The following is a 16,852-nucleotide window of genomic DNA, read 5'->3' as shown; positions in this document are numbered from 1 at the left end:
GGCGGATGCAGGTCGGCATCGACATGGGTTTGACGGCGGAAGGCAAGTCCGCCCAGATGGACCTGGAGGAATTGCTGGCCACCCGTCTGCTGGTGCAGGGCAATTCCGGCTCGGGCAAATCGCACCTGCTGCGCCGTCTGCTGGAACAGTCGGCCCCCTGGGTGCAGCAATGCGTCATCGACCCGGAAGGTGACTTCGTCACGCTGGCGGAAAAGTTCGGGCATGTCGTGGTCGACGCCGCCCAGCACACGGAATCCAGCCTGCAAAAGGTGGCCGCACGCGTACGGCAGCACCGCGTCTCCGTTGTTTTGAGCCTGGATGGCGCCGATATCGAGGGGCAGATGCGTCTGGCCGCCGCCTTCCTGGGCGGTCTGTTCGATGCCGAACGCGATTACTGGTACCCGATGCTGGTCGTGGTGGACGAGGCGCAGCTGTTCGCCCCTGCTGCCGCCGGCGAAGTGTCGGACGAGGCGCGCAAGGCCAGCCTGGGCGCCATGACCAACCTGATGTGTCGTGGCCGCAAGCGCGGCCTGGCCGGCATCATCGCCACCCAGCGTCTGGCCAAGCTGGCCAAGAATGTCGCGGCAGAGGCCAGCAATTTCCTGATGGGTCGCACCTTCCTGGATATCGACATGGCGCGGGCCGCCGACCTGCTGGGCATGGAGCGCCGGCAGGCCGAGATGTTCCGCGATCTGGCGCGCGGCCATTTCGTGGCGCTGGGCCCGGCAGTCTCGCGCCGGCCCCTGCCCATCCGCATCGGTCATGTGGAAACCGCGGGCCGCGGCGGCAGCCCCAAGCTGATGCCCCTGCCCGATCAGCCGCCGGCCGATGCGCGCGATCTGATCCTGACCCCGTCAGCCGACGAACTGCTGGCCCCGCCCACGACCGTGCGCCGTACCCCGCCCCCACCACCGGCCGATATCAACGCCGCCCTTCGCCTGGCCGGGCAGCGTCAGGCGGAAATGGCCGCCACGGCCGCGCTGAACCCCGAGCCGTCGCTTTTCGAAGCGGCGGAAAATGACGAGAAGCTGGACGAAGTGCTGCGGCAGGTCCTGTCCGATCCTGACGCCGCCTTCCGCACCGATGCCGTGCTGTACCAGGATTTCCTGGTCCGCTGCCGCATCCACCGACTGCGGGGGGAGACGCTGGACATGCCGGCCTTCCGCCGCCGCCTTTCCGTCATCCGCGCGGGCGTGGATGCCGAAGGCGCCGACGATCCCGACTGGACGGCGGCCGAACAGGCGGCCAAGACCTTGCCGGAGGATATGCAGGGCGTCTTCCTGCTGCTGGCCCGCGCGGCCCTGGGCGGGGCGCCCTGTCCGTCGGATGCCGAAGTGGCACGGGCCTGCGGCAGCCGCTCGCCTGGACGCGCCCGCCGCCTGCTTTCCTATATGGAACAACGCGGTGTCATCGTGCAGCGCACCTTGCTGGGCGGGCTGCGCGCCATCGGCCTGCCGCATCTGGGCCGGGAGACGGCGGCCGGCGATCCCAACGCCCCCGATCCCGCCGACATCGCCGAGGCCGCGCGACCGGAGAATGATCTGCTGACCCGCATCGGTTAGAGGCCAGCCACGGTATTTCCCTTACTATCCAAGCACGTCCGGTTATCCTAGAATTGCAACCCTGTGACGCATGGGTAGGCAGATTTGAACGTGAACCGTCGCCCGCACCGGTTTGGGATGCCCGCCCTTAGGGGGTGCTGGCTGACCGGATGCGTGTTTCACGCGCTGCTGTTGACCTTTATCCTGCTGCCATTGCTGGCCTTTACCGTGAACGCAGCCGGGACGACGCCGGCCGTGCTGCGTATCGGGCTGGATGGCGTTTCCGCGACGGCCGACCCGCACGCCTTCAATTCCGCCGATACACGCAATCTGGCCTTCCATATCTTCGAACCGTTGATTTTGCCGGATGAGGCCCTTGGCCTTCAGCCCTGGCTGGCCACCGGCTGGCAGCAGGAGGACGCGCGCCGCTGGGTCGTCACCTTGCGGCCCGGCGTGCGGTTCCACGACGGCAAGCCCTTTGGTGCCGCCGATGTCGCCTTCACCTTCTGCCGGCTGGACCGGCTGGCCAACGGGACCATGGCCGGTTTGATCGCCGGGGTGGAGGAGGTGTCAGCGCGCGATCCGCTGACTTTGGTCATCACCACGCAGACCCCCGTCCCGCTGCTGCCGCATCTGCTGACCTTGTTCGGCATCGTACCGGCACCGGACGGCTGGCATCAGGCGTTCCGGCGCGGCGGCTGCGCAGAGGCGGAAGCGGGTCTGGCCGCCCTGTCGACGCAGCGCTTCGAACAGGGGCAGGTTCCGGGCACGGGTCCCTTCCGGCTGGAATGGTTCAACCGCGGCGGCCCTGTTGATCTGGTGGCGGCGGCGGGCTATTGGGGAAACCGGCCCGCATGGGAACATGTGCGCCTGATCCCCATCACCACCGGGGCGGCGCGGGCCCGGGCGCTGGTGGCCGGTGAAGTCGATATTATCAATCAGGTCGTGCCGGAAAGCCTGGATTTCCTGGCGTCGCGTCGCGACATCCGGCTGACGGCCAGCAGGCCGATGCGAACGCTGCTGTTGAATATCAACCCATATCATGCCGATGGCAGCGTATCGCCGCTGCAGAACCTCGCGGTGCGCCGGGCCTTGGCCATCGCGCTGGACCGGGCAGCGCTGGCGCAGCGTCTGTCGGAAGACGCCGCCATCGGCGCGCCACAGCTCGCCCATCCCGACATTCTCGGCTACACACCCGATGCCGATCTGCCCTACGATCCCGTGCAGGCGCGCGAATTGCTGCACGGCGCGCTGGCGGGCAAGCCGCTGGAACTGGATTTGGTGACGGTCGAACCATTTGCGCGTGTTGTGGATGGCATTGCCCGCTATCTGCTGGCGGTCGGTGTGCGGCTGAAGGTTCGCTACATAACCGTGGGCGAGGTGCTGCCCACGCTGCACGACCGCAAATTCGATCTGTTCCTGTCAAGTTGGGTGCCCTTTACCGGCGAGCTGGGCTATGCCGGATGGGAATTGCTGCATTCTCCCGACCCCGCCCGCAAGGCCGGCGCGCAGAATTTCAGCCAGTACAGCGACACGACCCTTGACCATCTGCTGGAAGAGGCCAGGGGTGAGTTGGACGCCGGACGCCGGGCCATCCTGTTGCAGCAAGTCTCCCTCCTGGTGCGCGACCAGGTGCCGCTTATTCCCGTGCTGCATCTCAGCCGGCGCTGGGCCATGCGGGCGGATCTGCGGTTTGACGGGCGGCTTGACGGCAACACCCTGGCAACCCTCATCACGCCGGCCGCGGCCCGCACGCAATAGCACATGCCTGACCGGGAGCGCCGTGGCTTGCATCGCGGACCGTTTGCCGCCATGGTGCGCGGCTTGTTCCATGTCCAGCGCGGGGGAGTTTCGCGCCATGCCGACCGGCACCGTCAAATGGTTCAACAGCGCCAAGGGTTACGGCTTCATCACCCCCGATGATGGCAGCCCTGACGTGTTCGTCCATATCAACGCCGTCCAGTATATCGGTCTGCCCACCTTGAAAGAGGGGCAGTATCTGCAATACGAGGTCGAGACCAACCGCAAGACAGGCAAGCCGCAGGCCATCAATCTGCGCAACTGACGGGCCTTTGCGCAGCAGTTCTGCCGCAGCCGGACTTGCATTGGCCCCTGGCCCTGCTATGACGGCGCAAGAAGGTGCCGCCGACGGCGCCCCACAATCGGAAATCAGGGATCGGACCCATGTCCACTCTCCACAAGCAGGCGATGGAAGCCGTTCTGAAGGCCGCCGAGATGGATGTTCTCGGCACGCTGGAAGAACAGGGAATCAAGGATCGGTACAGCGAGGAAGGTGATCAGGCTGCCCTGGACGTCGCCATCCTGCACGGCTATCGCGTTTTCATGCGCATCTGCGAGGCCAATGGCCTGCAGGCCGACGCCGAGCTGTTTGCCGAAATGGCGGGCGAACTGGCGGATGATATCGCCAATGATCGGGGCGACGCCGACTGATCGCCGCGGGGCCACGGGATCAGCCGTCGCCATCAAGCAGGCTGCGCCCGTCCCATGGACTCAGCATCAAGGTGAAGCCAGGGCAGGTCCGCTCGACATGCTGGACCAGCAGCCGGGCGGCCCGCCGGTCAATCTCCGTCTCCACCGACAGGGCCACGCTGTCCAGGTCCGGACAGCGCACGCGCATCTGGTTGACCAGACGGATCAACCGCACCAGGGCCGCGGCCAGATCGTCCGGCAAGCTCGATAAATCCGGATATGGCACACTGGCGGACATGGCAACCGGGCCCTGACATCGATCCCTTTGCAGTGACTTAAGCTTTATCGCCCCTGGCAACCGGCCTGCACCTGTTCTTCCAGGCAGGTCGACGGAAATTCATTGGACCTATCCGCCAAGCCCCCTATAACGGATAGAGGATGTCTTTCCGCCAAGGGCGGGTATGCCAAGGGGAGAGTGACCCGGTGTCACAGGCGCTTCAAACGGTTGCCAAGCTGGCCCGCGCGGCGGAAAAGGGTCTGCCGATCGGTCCGGGCGCCGTCCGCATGGATGACGCGGGCGAGTTCAGTGTGAACAGCCCGACGGAAGCGTCGCGTCACCATTTCTTCCTGGACGGGCTGATGTTCCATGTCAGCCTGACGCCGGATGGTGACAACACTTTGTTTCAGATCTGGGCCGATGTCGGCTATCTGCCCTACACCATCGAATCACCGGAAAAGCGGATGAAGCTGTCGCGCATTCTGCGTGGCGCCGCCAATCTGGAAAATGCCCGCTTCACCGTCGATGACAGGCAGAAAATCATGGTGCTGGGACAGGCCACGGTTTCCGGACACCTGACCCTGCCCGACCTGATGTTTGAGGTGCTGACCTTCCTGCAGGAGGCACGGCCCTATCTGAAGGTGCTGGGCCTGTATCTATAGGGCGGCCAGCGCGTCCGGCGTGTCGACATCCAGCAGCACCCCGTCATCGGCGACGTCCAGTTCGCACAGGCGATCGGCATGGCGCATCAGCAGGGAACGGGCGCCGACATCACCTGACAGCGCCATCATCTCCGCCACATAGGCACGATCCCAAAGCACGGGATTGCCGCGCTTGCCGCCGCTGGTCGGCACAATGATGGCGCGGCCATCGTTGGGTGAGTAAGCCGCGACCATGCGGTTGATGATGCCGGACGTCACACGGGGCATGTCCCCCAGCATCACGATCACCCCATCAATATCGTCCGGCAGGGCCGACAGCCCGGCCTTCAGCGTGGCCGACAGCCCTTCCGCATGGTCGGGTGCATGGGCGATATCGATCGGCAGGTCACAAAGTGCCGCGGCCACGGCGTCGGCCTGATGTCCGGTGACAGCCGTGACGCCGACCAGTTGGGCTGCCAGGGCCGCCTCCGCGACATGACGCACCAGGCATTTGCCATGCCAGTGACGCAGCAGCTTGTTGCCGCCCTCGCCCATCCGCCGGCCAAAGCCACCGGCCAGCACCAGACCCGCGATACGCGGCGCCCGGGGCAATGCCGTGGCCAGCGCCCGCGGCAGCGGCCGGCCCGGCACCTCTGCCAGCAGCCCGCCAACCCCCATGCCCATGATGCTGGCGGCATCCACCGCCAGCCCGGCGCCAAGGCGTTGCAGCACCCAATCCACGCCGTTCATGCGGGAGGAGCGTGCGCAGCCCGGCAGGCCCAGCACCGGCCTTCCGTCCAACTCACCCAGCAGCAGCAGGTTGCCGGGGTCGACCGGCATGCCGAAATGGCGCACGCGCCCGCCCGCCACCTCCAGCGCCGCCGGGATCACGTCCCGACGGTCGGTGATGGCCGACGCCCCGATCACCAGCAGGATATCGCCTTCCGTCTCCCGCAGGGCCCGGGCCAGCGGTTCCACCGCATGCGGGACCCGTCTCTCCATGATCAGGTCACCGCCGATGGCGGCCAGACGGTCCGCCGTCACCCCGACGCTTTTATCCAGCACCGGCGTCCGTGTCCCCGGCAGCATGGTCTGGATCAGGCCTGCGCCCAGCCCGGCCCAGGGGGCCAGGGCAACAGGACCGGTGCCCGTCAGCATCCATTCCATATTCGAAATGATGCTTTCCTTCAGACCGAAGGGGATGATTTTGATGGTCGCCACCATCTGACCCGCCAGAACCGGCGTAAAAGGTGAAACCGTGGCGATGGTTACCGCCTCGTTCACCCGGTTCAGGGCATGGATGGTGGCGCTGTCGATGGTGACCAGTCCATCCTTGGCCGCGAACAGGTTGACCCGCCCCGTATAGGCGGCACTGACGGTCAAATGCGGACCGGCCAGCCTGGCTGCCACGCGGGACGCTGCCGCATCCTCGCCGATATCCCCTGGTTCCAGCCGCGCCGCCACCACCACTTCGATACCGGATCGATTAAGGATGGCGATGTCGTCGGCACTGACGACGCGGCCTTTGGCAAAGCGGCCGTCGGCATGATGGACAGCGTGGGCCAGGATCGCCCCTTCGGCCTGGGCGACGGGAACCGGTCCGAACCACATGCCTACATCACCTTCTGCCTGGATCCGCGCAGCGCCACCACAATCTCCGCCAGGATGGAGACGGCGATTTCGCCCGGCGTCACGGCACCAATATCCAGGCCGACCGGACCATGGATGCGGGCCAACGCCGCATCGTCCAGGCCGGCTGCCCGCAGCCGTTCCAGACGCGCGGCCTGTGTCTTGCGGCTGCCCAGGGCACCGATATGGAAGGCGGGGCTGGCCAGGGCCCGGATCAGGGCCGGATCATCGAATTTTGGATCGTGGGTCAAGGCGACGATGGCCGTGCGCGCATCAGGTTTCAGCCGGTCCATCGCCTCGTCCGGCCAGTCCACGATCAGGTTGCTGGCGGGGAAGCGCTCCGGCGTGGCGAAGGCCGCGCGCGGGTCGATCACCGTCACATCGAAACCCGCCAGCCGCGCCGCGGGCGCCAGCGCCTGGGCCAGATGCACAGCACCGACGATCAGCAGCCGGGACGGTGGCGGGAAGGTATTGATGAAGAACCGCCCTTCATAGAATTCCACCATCCCCCGCCGGTCGCGGTTCAGCGCCTCCAGAACCGTGGGCAGGAACTCCTCCTCCAGCCCGGCATCACCCTGCTGGCGGCCATCGGCGTCGACCAGGGTTTGCAGACCCGTCCCCATATCGGTGACCAGGGCCACCGGCCACCGTTCCGCCTGTGCCGCCCGCAGGGCCAGGAAAACCCGCTTTTTCATGCCAGCGGCTCCACATAGACGTCCAGCTTGCCGCCGCACGCCAGCCCGACCTCCCACGCCATTTCATTGCTGATGCCAAAGGACAGCAGCCGCGGCTCGCCGTCCGTCATCACCCGCGACGCCTCGAACGCGACCGCCCCTTCGATGCAGCCACCGGACACCGATCCGGCCATGCCACCGCGATCGGATACCGCCATCAGGCTGCCGATCGGTCGCGGGGCGGATCCCCAGGTGGCGGTGACGGTGGCAATCGCTACCTTGGCTCCCGCCTCCAGCCAGGCGGCAGCCTGATCCAGGACGGCGGCGTTATCATCTATTGTCTCTGGCATGGGTCTGACGTCGCAGCGGGTTGATGGAACCCAGATGGGCGTTGCAGGGGCTGATTTGCAGGGGGTCATTCCGCCGCTGGCATTTCCGCCATCACGCCGGCAAAGGCCGCGAAGAAGTCATCCGCCATCTTCCTCGCCGCTCCCTGGACCAGACGCGAACCGATCTGGGCCAATTTGCCGCCCACGGAAGCCTCAGCCACATAGGTCAGCAATGTCCCGCCCTCCTCGGTCTCGATCAGCCTGACCACAGCCCCGCCTTTGCCGAAACCGGCCACACCGCCCTGCCCTTCGCCGGTGATGCGATAGCCGTTGGGGGCATCAATCTCCGACAGGGTGACGCGGCCGGTGAAGCGGGCGGCAACGGGCCCGATCTTCACCTTTGCCTTGGCTGTCAGTTCGGTATCGGAGAGTTTCTCCAGTTCCTCGCAGCCGGGAATGCAGCGCCGCAGCACCGCGGCGTCGTTCAAGGCCGTCCAGACGGCGGCGCGCGGCGCCGCAATCTTGTATTCACCCGCCATGTCCATGGGCTGAAACCATCCATTTCCTGAATATTGCGACGCACAGTGCCACAAAGCCGCACCGGGCGGGAAGCCGCGTCCCGCAGGTCGTCACCACCGCTACAGCCTTGGCCGCATGGCGGCATAGCGACTAATAACGGTTTGCAAAGGCAGGGGTGGCGTCCTAAGTATGACAGGACATGGGCAGCGTCCCGAACGGGACAATGACAGGAAGAAAGCGTCGGCCGAAATGGATGCGACGATCAGCGACGAATTGCGGTCCGGATTCGACGTCGGCCGGGATGAAGCCGGCGGTGAGGGCGGCTCCACCGGCACCCGGCGGGCCGTGACGCCCCTGGATGCCGCCGGACCGGCGCGCGGCCGGCCGGCGGCCCTGCCGGCCCTGGCGCTGGATCATGTCAGCCATCGTTACGGCGCCAAGCAGGCCCTGATCGACGTGTCCCTGGCCATCGGCCCGGGGGAGATTGTCTGTCTGGTCGGTCCTTCCGGCTGTGGCAAATCCACCCTTCTGCGCCTGGCAGCGGGTCTGGAAACGTTGCAGCAGGGCGAAGTCGCCATCGGTGGGCAGACCATTGCGCGGCCCGGTCAGGCCCTGCCGCCGGAACGACGGGGCATCGGACTGGTGTTCCAGGATTATGCCCTGTTCCCGCATCTGACGGTTCTGGACAATGTCCGCTTCGGCCTGAACCGGCTGCCATCGGCAGAACGGACCCAGCGCGCGCAGGCGGCGCTGGCCCAGGTCGGCATGGAATCCTATGTCAGCACCTACCCGCATGCCCTGTCGGGCGGGCAGCAGCAGCGTGTGGCCCTGGCCCGCGCCATGGCGCCGCGCCCGTCGGTGCTGCTGCTGGATGAACCTTTCTCCGGCCTGGATACGCGGCTGCGTGAAACTGTGCGGGATGAAACCCTGCATGTGCTGAAACGCAGCGGGGCGGCGACGATGATCGTTACCCACGACCCCGAAGAAGCCATGTTCCTGGCCGACCGCATCGTCCTGATGCGCGACGGCAAGGTGGTGCAGGTGGGGTCCCCCACCCAGCTCTATACCCGACCCGTCGATGCCTTCGCCGCCAGCTTCTTTGGCGAAGTGAACACGCTGCCGGGTCGTGTGGCACATGGACGCGTGGATACCCCTGTCGGTTCGATGGCCGTATCGCACCTGGCCGACGGACAGGATGTAGAGGTGCTGATCCGGCCGGAGGCGCTGCGCCTGACCATGACCGGTGATGGCGACGGCAGCGCCGTGCCCAACCTGGGCCGGGTGGAGGCGTCGCGCCTGCTGGGCCGGACCAGTCTGGTGCATCTCTGCGTGACAGACCGCGATGGCCGGCCGCACCATCTGCATGCGCGGGCACCGGGGCATTTCCTGCCCGAAGATGGCAGCCATGTCAGCGTGGAGCTGGAAACCCGCCAGGCCTTCGTGTTTGCCAAAGCGTAACAGCCGGCCGCATTGCAGCGGAGTGGGCTTTCTGCCATGATCCCGCGCCTTTCGGGCATCGGGCCCGCGGCTTGATTCATGCGTCCTGGCCCTGATTGGCGGAGTGAACGATGGGTGGTCTCGGTTTCTGGGAAATCCTGGTGATCCTGGTGATCGTCCTGGTCATTTTCGGCGCAGGCAAGCTGCCGAAGGTCATGGGCGATCTGGGCCAGGGTATTCGCAATTTCAAATCCGGCCTGTCCGACGGCGATGCCGCGGGCACAACGCCACCCGCCAAGTCCGACGACACGCCGAAGGTCTGATGCATCATGTTTGATATCGGCTGGTCCGAACTCCTGCTTATCGGCGTCGTCGCCCTGATCGTCATCGGGCCCAAGGATCTTCCCAAGGCCCTGGCGACAGCCGGCAAATGGATGGCCCGGGCACGCGCCATGGCGCGTGAATTCCAGAGCAATGTCGATGACATGATTCGACAGTCCGAACTGGATGATCTGCGCAAGCAGGTCCAGCAGGCCCGCAGCTTCAATATCCAGGACGAGTTGGAAAAGAGCATCAACAGTCCGGCCGAACCGGCCAAGCCGCTGGCCGTGGAGGATTACGCCACACCCGCCGGTGCCGTCACCGCCGCCGCTGCCAATCCGGTCGACAGTCCGGCGGTGACTTTACCGCAGCCGGCGCCCGAAGCAGTGACGGTCCCCACCGTCGAGACCTCGGCACCGACGCCCACCCCCACGGACCCCACCAAGGGATAAGCCACCTTGAGCGAACCGACCGATCAGCACGACGAACTGGAATCCGGCAAGATGCCGCTGCTCGATCACCTGATCGAGCTGCGCAACCGCCTGATGTGGTCCGGCGGCGCCCTGATCCTGGCGTTCCTGGCGTGCTTCGCCGTCGCCGATCATATCTATCAGTTCCTGATGCACCCGCTGGTGATGGCCCTGGGGGACAAGGCCGCAGAACGGCGCATGATCTTCACCGCCCCGCAGGAATTCTTCCTGACGCAGGTGAAGGTGGCCTTCTGGGCCGGCACCATGCTGGCCTTCCCCATCATCGCCAGCCAGATCTGGAAATTCGTGGCGCCTGGCCTTTACAAGCATGAACGCCGCGCCTTCCTGCCCTTCCTGGTGGCGACGCCGGTGCTGTTCGCCCTGGGCGCGGGGCTGGTCTATTTCTTCATCATGCCCATGGCGCTGAAATTCTTCTTCAGCTTCGAAACGGCGGCGACGGCTACCAGCCTGGCCGTCCAGGCGGAAACGCGTGTGGCCGATTACCTGTCGCTGATCATGGCCATGATCTTCGCCTTCGGCCTGGCCTTCCAGCTGCCGGTGCTGCTGACCCTGCTGGCCCGTGTCGGGCTGGTCACGGCGGATGGACTGGCCTCCAAGCGCCGCTATGCCATCGTCTTCATCTTTGTCGTCGCCGCCGTCCTGACCCCGCCCGACGTGATCAGCCAGGTTGGCCTCGCCGTTCCGCTGCTGCTGCTTTACGAAGTGTCGGTGTTCATGGCGCGCCGCATCGAAAAGAGGCGGGCGGCCAGCGAAGCGGCGGCCGAACTGGAATGATGCTGGTGACCGGGCGGCGGCCCCATCGCCACCGCCGCCCGGTCACCCCTGTTTACGACCCGTCCCCGCCCTGCAGGGCCTGGTACCGGGCATAGGCGCCGCCAAGGGCCAGCAGCTCATCATGCGTGCCCTGTTCCACCACCCGTCCATCCTGCATGACATGAATGCGGTCGGCGTCGGCGATGGTGGACAGGCGGTGGGCAATGACCAGGGTGGTCCGGCCCGATTGCAGGCGGCGCAGCGCATCCTGCACCGCGCGCTCGGACTCGCTGTCCAGCGCCGACGTGGCCTCGTCCAGCAGCAGGATCGGCGCGTTCTTCAGCATGGCGCGGGCAATGGCGATGCGCTGGCGCTGTCCGCCGGACAGTTTCAGGCCGAATTCCCCCACCATGGTGTCATAGCCGTCGGGCAGCGCCATGATGAATTCATGCGCCGCCGCGTCGCGGGCCGCCGCTTCCACCGCCGCGCGGTCGACCCCAGGCCTACCATAGGCGATATTGGCGTGGATCGTGTCGTCGAACAGCGCTGTTTCCTGGCTGACCAGAGCGATGGACGCCCGCAGAGATGCCAGGGTCAGGTCGCGCACATCATGTCCGCCCACCATGACCGCCCCACCCGTCACCTCATAGAAGCGCGGGATCAGGTTCAGCACCGTCGTCTTCCCCGACCCCGACGCCCCGACCAGCGCCACGGTGCGCCCGGCCGGAATATCGATATCAACCCCGTTCAGTGCCGATTTCTCCCCGTCATAGGAGAATTGGACGTCACGCAGGACGATATCGTGGCTGCTGTCGGGCGGCAGGGCGACCGCCTCCGGACGGTCGGTGATGGAAGGGTGGCTGTCCAGGACGGCCAGCACCCGCTCCGCCGCGGCCAACCCGACCTGCAATTGCGCGTTCAGCTTGGTCAGGGCCTTCATCGGCTGGAAGGCCAGCATGAAAGCGCCGATGAAGCTGACCAGCTCGCCAGCCGTGCGGCTGCCCTCGGCGATGGCGAATCCGCCATAGACGATGACGCCGACCACGGCCAGACCGCTGAACACCTCGTTGATGGGCAGCATGGAAGCACCGGTGCGGAAGCTCTTGGCCGTCAGCTTGCGCAGCCGGTCGATGGTCTGGCCGACACGCTGTTCCTCATAGGCCTCCATGCCATAGGCCTTGACGTGGCGCGCGCCCTGGAAAGTCTGTCCCAGCACGGCGGAGAAATTGCCCAGCTCCGTCTGCTGGCTGGCGGCGATGCGGCGCAGCCGCTTGCCCAGACGCGCCAGCACCCAGCCGGAAAACGGGAATACGGTGAAGGCGATCAGGCCCAACAGCCAGTCGCGGTAGAACATCATGCCGATCAGCACCACCAGGGTCAGCCCCTGGTTCACCGACCCGGTCAGGCATTCCGACACGGCCATGCGCATCTGGTTCACATCATTGACCAGATGCGAAATCCACTGACCGGAGGCGCGGCCGTGCAGATAGGCCAGATCCGACCGGATCAGGTGGCCATAGACCTGCGCCTGGATGCGGGCCACGATGCGCTGCCCCACATGGTTGACCAGCACCGAATGGCCATAGGCAGCGGCACCGCGCACGACGAAGGCCGCCATGATCATGGTGGCGAACGGCAGCAGATACCCTTCATTGTTGGGTTGAAACGCCTTGTCCAGCAGCGGCTGGAACGCCCAGGCCACGACACCGGTCCCCGCGGCTTCCATCGCCATCAGCAGCAGCGCCGCCACCAGCCGCAGCTTATAGGGGCCCAGATAGGCGCGGGAAAGCCGACCCAGCAGGGCCTTGGTGTGCGCGGGCTTGGTCTTGCCCGGCACGGGCGTGGAAACGGCCAAGATCTTTATCCGGTCGGTGGCGATACAAAGACCATAGGAAATGGTCCCACCTTCTCACGGACGCAAGGAAATGCGCTTGTCGTCCGGCGAAACCCTTCTATTCCGAAGACGGGCTCAGCCCCATGGCCCAGCCGGCGATGATGGCGCCGACGCCGTCCTTGGAAAATTCGATGCCGATTCCCTGTTCGGTCCGGCGGACGACACGGGCATCGGCCGCCAGGGCGATCTGGGGGATTTCCAGGACGGTCAGCGTGCCGATGGGCAGGTTGGGCGCATCCACCAGCATGGCACCCGACGGGGAAACGTCACACATGCGACAATCGAAGACACCGTCCCCCGCCTTCAGCCTTACGCCATAATGCACCGCGTGCCGGTCATACCGGCGGCGGTTGGGCTTGAACAGGGACGTCAACCAGGAAGGGAGGGAGAGGGCCGGCATGCTCACACCCTGCTGATACAAATGGCCGTCAGATCATCGGCCAGGGGCCGCGTAACCATAGTGTCAAAGGCTGAGAGCAAACGCGCAAGTCTGTTCTCGCCTGCCGCGAAAGTTTGCTGCACCAACCGAACCAGTCCATCCTCGCCGACCAGGTGCCCCTGCCGGTCCTCCGCCTCGGTCATGGCGTCGGAATAGATCAGCAGCGAGGCACCGGCGGGGAATGCCACACAGTCCGATGTCAGGAAGGGTGAATTGGACACGCCCAGCATCACGCCGCTGGCATCCAGCATGCTGGTCCGCCCGCCATGATACATGACGGGGCTGGGTGCGCCCGCCGCCGCATAGGACAGGGTGCCGGCCGCGCTGTCGATGATGCCGTAAAAGCAGGTGGCAAACTGCCCGACCGGCAGCAGATCCTTCAGCGGCCGGTTCAGCATGGACAGCCATTCCACCGGCTCGAAGCCCAGCGGGGGGATACGCTCGATCAGGGTGTGGAAGCGGAAGGTGTTGATGGCGGCGGAGATGCCATGGCCGGAGAAATCCGCCGACAGCACCCCCAGCCGGCTGTCCCCCAGATCGAACAGGGTCCAGAAATCCCCCCCCAGCTCATCAGAGGGTTCAAAATGGCCTTCAATGCGCAGATTGTAGCGGCCGGAAGCGTTGGCCAGGACGCGTGCGTCGGGGATCAGCGATTTCTGCATGCTGCGCGCCAGCTTCAGGTCGCTTTGCAGCCGGCGGTGAAAATCGGTCAGGTTGCGGAAAAAGAACTGCTTTTCCAGATGCAGGCGGACGCGCGCCATGCACTCGCCAGGATTGATGGGCTTGGTGACAATGTCGCTGGCACCGGCTTCAAAACATTTCACCCCGGCCGGATCGCTGCCGGCCGATGTCTGCATCAGCACCGGCAGGTCGGCCCAGACCGGTTCCTGGCGAATGCGGCGGCAGGCTTCCAGCCCGTCCATGACCGGCATGTCGATATCCAGCAACACCAGATCGTAACTGGTTTCGGCCAGGCGCTGCAGGCCCTCCTGCCCGTTGGCGGCGAAATCGATGCGGCCGATGCCGACCCATTGCATGAAACGTGACAGGATCTCCCGGTTGAACCGGCTGTCATCCACAATCAGGATGCGGCAATCCGCAAAGCTGATGCGATGGGGTGCCGGCATGGACGGCTGTGTGATCGGTCCCGTCATCGGCGGAAATGCAGATGGATGCGCCGCCCCGCATCGGAAAACCCGACATGGTCAGCCAACTGGCCCATGATGCCAAGGCCCCTGCCCGACTTGGCCAGACTGCCCGCGGGACCGGAATCCTTGGCGACGCCCGGATGCCCGTTCCCTTCGTCCGCAACGACCAGGGCCAGTTCCTCACCAGTCCAGGCCGCCTCAACCGTGACCCGGCGCAGGGCGCGCAGCCGGTCCGTCAGACGTTCCTTCACCTGGCGATAGAAATCGTCGAAAGCCTGCGCACCACCATCCGGGCCAGAACTGATGCCCAGATTGCCGTGAATGACGGCGTTACTGACCGCTTCATGCAAACAGATTTCCACATCCGGCCGCCGGTTATCACCCAGCCAGCCCAGTTGCACCAGCCGGCGGCAGAGGACCGGTGCCAGATCCAGCCCGAAGCAGGTCACCGTCGATACGGACAGATGCAGCCGGTCGGGCCTCTGCAGCCACTCCGGCAGGCCGGGCGGCAGCGGGGCGGCGCCATCTTCAATCTCGACATAGGCGCGGGCATCCAGGCTCAGGGCCAAGCCCATTTCCCGGATACTGCCCCGCAGCGTCAGCAGCAAGGCCGGGGCGGTGGCAATTTCCCCGGCTTCCGCCGCGTCAATTGCCCAAGGCTCCACCTTGAACCGATGCTCGGCCGCCAGCCGCATCACCAGGGTCGGCGCCAGTTCCCCGCCGACCGACAGGGGTCGGGCGGCCCGATCCGTCGCGGTGGGCTCACCGGCCACGGCCCCGTCCTCCGGTTCAGGGCTTGACGCTGAACAGCGTCTGGAATTTGGCGATCTGCAGGATGCGACGCACCGATTCCTGGGCGTTCAGCAACTGGATCTCCATTTCCTTGGGCAGGGCGACATCCCGTGCGATCAGGAACATGCCCAGACCGGAACTGTCGACGAATTCCAGGCCCGACAGATCGAACACGCACAGCTTGGCTGTCGACTTCTCGATCGCATCGACCACATTGCGGAACTTCTCGTGGTCGATCAGCGTCATACGGCCCGTCAGGGTGACACGCAACCCGTCTGCGGCGGTGTGGACGGTGTAGTCCATCAGAAACTCTCCGTTGGATCAGTCGAACAGGTTGTCGATTTCGGATTGGTCTAGCGGGTTCGGCGGCTCGATGTCGACGACAGCGGACCGTGTCGCCGCACTGGCCGGCGCGGAAGCAGGGGAAGGAGCCGCCTTTGGCGCCACAAAGGCACCGGACAGCAGCGCATCAACCTCGCTCTGGTCAACACCATCATCGCGCGGCCCGCCCAGCAGGTGCGCGTCCGGCCGTGCGTCGGTGGGCCCCTGGTCGGCAGACGCCTTCACGCCTTCGATGCTCCAGATGGAGATCATGGCATTGATGCGCTGTTCGACATAGCGCAGCGCATTCACCACCTTGCTGGTGCGCTGGCCGGTCAGGTCCTGGAACGAGCAGGCGGTGAAGATGTTGGTGACTTCGCTCTCGATATCGGCGACCAGGTCGCGATCGGCACCCAGTCGCTTCAACCGGCCCGCCACTTCCATAAGCCGCTCGGCCGATTGCAGAATTTCGTTCGACGCCCGCTCCGTGGTGGACACGATAGCGTCCAGCTCGTTGGTGGCGATGTCCAGGCGGTTATTGTTTGTGTCCTTGGGACGCAGCGCCGCGATTTCGCGGCGCGCCTGCTCGATGGACGCGGCCATTTCCAGCAGTTCGCTGCGCAGCGCCTCGGCCCGGCCCGTCGTCTGATGCAGCGCCGCCTGATTCTCGAACAGGGCGCGCAGCTCGCGCATGGCGACGGCAATCTGCGTCTGACCCGCCTCCCCCGCCCTTCGCGCATGTTCGCGCAGGAAGGCGATGCCTTGAGGCGAATGCGCGATGCGGTCGTAAAGCGCGGCGTAGTCCTGTTCGGTCAGACCCGGAATGTTACCCATCTCGTGCAAGGCTGCGCACTCTTCCACTGCTGACGGGGTCGCCCTTCCGCCCGCCCCACGCGTCGGACCCTGGCGACACCACCTCTATTGCTACCACCATCGGGGCGAGGGCAGCAAATGATTGCACCCTTTCCGATGCCGGATTCTGCGCGCCATCGACAAATGATCATCAACATTTCATCGCGTGTCCCTGGCTGCAGGGTAACATGCTTGCGTTTCCGAATTGGCGATGCCCGTATCCACCACTTGCGACATCACGCCGTGATGGGCGGCCCGCAAGGACCGCCGATGGCAGGTGACCAGAAACCAAGGCGGCAGCCCTGGCAGAGATTCGGGCGGGGACGGACCGAGGTTGGGCGTGAGTCGCGGCGGTCTGCAGCCG

20 protein-coding genes are annotated in these 16,852 nt (G+C 65.6%); 9 read left to right on the top strand and 11 right to left on the bottom strand.

Features of this window, described 5'->3' with window-relative positions; genetic code table 11:
- Positions 1 to 5: 5 nt before the first annotated feature.
- From ACODTW_RS21810 to ACODTW_RS21795, 4 genes are all read left to right on the top strand, one after another.
- Positions 6 to 1,562, top strand: coding sequence for a helicase HerA domain-containing protein (locus ACODTW_RS21810; RefSeq protein ID WP_488948195.1), 1,557 nt, complete (start codon positions 6 to 8; stop codon positions 1,560 to 1,562).
- Positions 1,563 to 1,715: 153 nt separating this feature from the next.
- Complete coding sequence (locus ACODTW_RS21805; protein ID WP_488948193.1) at positions 1,716 to 3,302, top strand: ABC transporter substrate-binding protein; 1,587 nt, start codon at positions 1,716 to 1,718, stop codon at positions 3,300 to 3,302.
- Between the two features lie 97 nt (positions 3,303 to 3,399).
- Positions 3,400 to 3,606, top strand: a complete 207-nt coding sequence (locus tag ACODTW_RS21800; protein WP_488948192.1) for a cold-shock protein — start codon at positions 3,400 to 3,402, stop codon at positions 3,604 to 3,606.
- Between the two features lie 119 nt (positions 3,607 to 3,725).
- Positions 3,726 to 3,992 carry a hypothetical protein gene (locus tag ACODTW_RS21795; protein ID WP_488948191.1) on the top strand — a complete coding sequence of 89 codons (267 nt, stop codon included), beginning with the start codon at positions 3,726 to 3,728 and terminating at the stop codon, positions 3,990 to 3,992.
- A 19-nt stretch (positions 3,993 to 4,011) separates the two neighbouring features.
- On the opposite strand, the gene ACODTW_RS21790 is transcribed toward ACODTW_RS21795, so the two are convergent.
- Complete coding sequence (locus tag ACODTW_RS21790) at positions 4,012 to 4,233, bottom strand: hypothetical protein (protein ID WP_488948190.1); 222 nt, start codon at positions 4,231 to 4,233, stop codon at positions 4,012 to 4,014.
- Between the two features lie 221 nt (positions 4,234 to 4,454).
- Here ACODTW_RS21790 and ACODTW_RS21785 point away from each other — a divergent pair, with 221 nt between their 5' ends.
- Positions 4,455 to 4,910, top strand: coding sequence for a hypothetical protein (locus tag ACODTW_RS21785; protein ID WP_488948189.1), 456 nt, complete (start codon positions 4,455 to 4,457; stop codon positions 4,908 to 4,910).
- Here ACODTW_RS21785 and ACODTW_RS21780 read toward each other — a convergent pair.
- From ACODTW_RS21780 to ACODTW_RS21765, 4 genes are all read right to left on the bottom strand, one after another.
- On the bottom strand, positions 4,905 to 6,500 hold the full coding sequence (locus tag ACODTW_RS21780) for an NTP transferase domain-containing protein (RefSeq protein WP_488948188.1): 1,596 nt from the start codon (positions 6,498 to 6,500) through the stop codon (positions 4,905 to 4,907). The genes ACODTW_RS21785 and ACODTW_RS21780 overlap by 6 nt on opposite strands.
- Before the next feature lie 2 nt (positions 6,501 to 6,502).
- A complete protein-coding gene (locus ACODTW_RS21775; RefSeq protein WP_488948187.1) occupies positions 6,503 to 7,213 on the bottom strand; it encodes an XdhC family protein in 711 nt (236 codons plus the stop codon).
- A complete protein-coding gene (locus tag ACODTW_RS21770) occupies positions 7,210 to 7,542 on the bottom strand; it encodes an XdhC family protein (RefSeq protein WP_488948186.1) in 333 nt (110 codons plus the stop codon). The genes ACODTW_RS21775 and ACODTW_RS21770 overlap by 4 nt, the downstream gene beginning before the upstream one ends.
- A gap of 65 nt (positions 7,543 to 7,607) precedes the next feature.
- Positions 7,608 to 8,066: an SRPBCC family protein gene (locus ACODTW_RS21765; RefSeq protein ID WP_488948185.1), complete on the bottom strand. Its 459-nt coding sequence runs from the start codon at positions 8,064 to 8,066 to the stop codon at positions 7,608 to 7,610.
- Between the two features lie 223 nt (positions 8,067 to 8,289).
- On the opposite strand from ACODTW_RS21765, the gene ACODTW_RS21760 reads away from it, so the two are divergent.
- The 4 genes from ACODTW_RS21760 (at position 8,290) to tatC (ending at position 11,063) form a co-directional block, all read left to right on the top strand.
- On the top strand, positions 8,290 to 9,498 hold the full coding sequence (locus tag ACODTW_RS21760) for an ABC transporter ATP-binding protein (protein ID WP_488948184.1): 1,209 nt from the start codon (positions 8,290 to 8,292) through the stop codon (positions 9,496 to 9,498).
- Between the two features lie 110 nt (positions 9,499 to 9,608).
- A complete protein-coding gene (tatA, locus tag ACODTW_RS21755; RefSeq protein WP_488948183.1) occupies positions 9,609 to 9,800 on the top strand; it encodes a twin-arginine translocase TatA/TatE family subunit in 192 nt (63 codons plus the stop codon).
- Positions 9,801 to 9,806: 6 nt separating this feature from the next.
- Positions 9,807 to 10,250 (top strand): Sec-independent protein translocase protein TatB, encoded by a 444-nt coding sequence (gene tatB, locus ACODTW_RS21750; RefSeq protein WP_488948182.1) that lies wholly within the window; start codon positions 9,807 to 9,809, stop codon positions 10,248 to 10,250.
- Between the two features lie 6 nt (positions 10,251 to 10,256).
- The gene (gene tatC / locus ACODTW_RS21745) at positions 10,257 to 11,063 is read left to right on the top strand and encodes a twin-arginine translocase subunit TatC (RefSeq protein ID WP_488948181.1); all 807 of its coding nucleotides are present in this window, start codon (positions 10,257 to 10,259) and stop codon (positions 11,061 to 11,063) included.
- A gap of 52 nt (positions 11,064 to 11,115) precedes the next feature.
- On the opposite strand, the gene ACODTW_RS21740 is transcribed toward tatC, so the two are convergent.
- The 6 genes from ACODTW_RS21740 to ACODTW_RS21715 all read right to left on the bottom strand — a co-directional run bounded on the left by ACODTW_RS21740 (position 11,116) and on the right by ACODTW_RS21715 (position 16,470).
- Entirely contained in the window at positions 11,116 to 12,897 is a 1,782-nt protein-coding gene (locus tag ACODTW_RS21740) for an ABC transporter ATP-binding protein (RefSeq protein WP_488948180.1), read from the bottom strand.
- Between the two features lie 97 nt (positions 12,898 to 12,994).
- Positions 12,995 to 13,336 (bottom strand): PilZ domain-containing protein, encoded by a 342-nt coding sequence (locus ACODTW_RS21735; protein ID WP_488948179.1) that lies wholly within the window; start codon positions 13,334 to 13,336, stop codon positions 12,995 to 12,997.
- A 2-nt stretch (positions 13,337 to 13,338) separates the two neighbouring features.
- Positions 13,339 to 14,529, bottom strand: a complete 1,191-nt coding sequence (locus ACODTW_RS21730; RefSeq protein ID WP_488948178.1) for a PP2C family protein-serine/threonine phosphatase — start codon at positions 14,527 to 14,529, stop codon at positions 13,339 to 13,341.
- The gene (locus tag ACODTW_RS21725; RefSeq protein WP_488948177.1) at positions 14,526 to 15,296 is read right to left on the bottom strand and encodes an ATP-binding protein; all 771 of its coding nucleotides are present in this window, start codon (positions 15,294 to 15,296) and stop codon (positions 14,526 to 14,528) included. The genes ACODTW_RS21730 and ACODTW_RS21725 overlap by 4 nt, the downstream gene beginning before the upstream one ends.
- Before the next feature lie 16 nt (positions 15,297 to 15,312).
- Positions 15,313 to 15,618: an STAS domain-containing protein gene (locus ACODTW_RS21720; protein WP_488948176.1), complete on the bottom strand. Its 306-nt coding sequence runs from the start codon at positions 15,616 to 15,618 to the stop codon at positions 15,313 to 15,315.
- A gap of 18 nt (positions 15,619 to 15,636) precedes the next feature.
- Positions 15,637 to 16,470, bottom strand: coding sequence for a protein phosphatase CheZ (locus tag ACODTW_RS21715; RefSeq protein WP_488948175.1), 834 nt, complete (start codon positions 16,468 to 16,470; stop codon positions 15,637 to 15,639).
- Positions 16,471 to 16,852 lie beyond the last annotated feature (382 nt).

This window comes from Niveispirillum sp. FG148 (genome assembly GCF_057809655.1).
Note: the sequence above shows the minus strand (reverse complement) of the source record. Positions and strands in the feature narration are given on the sequence as shown.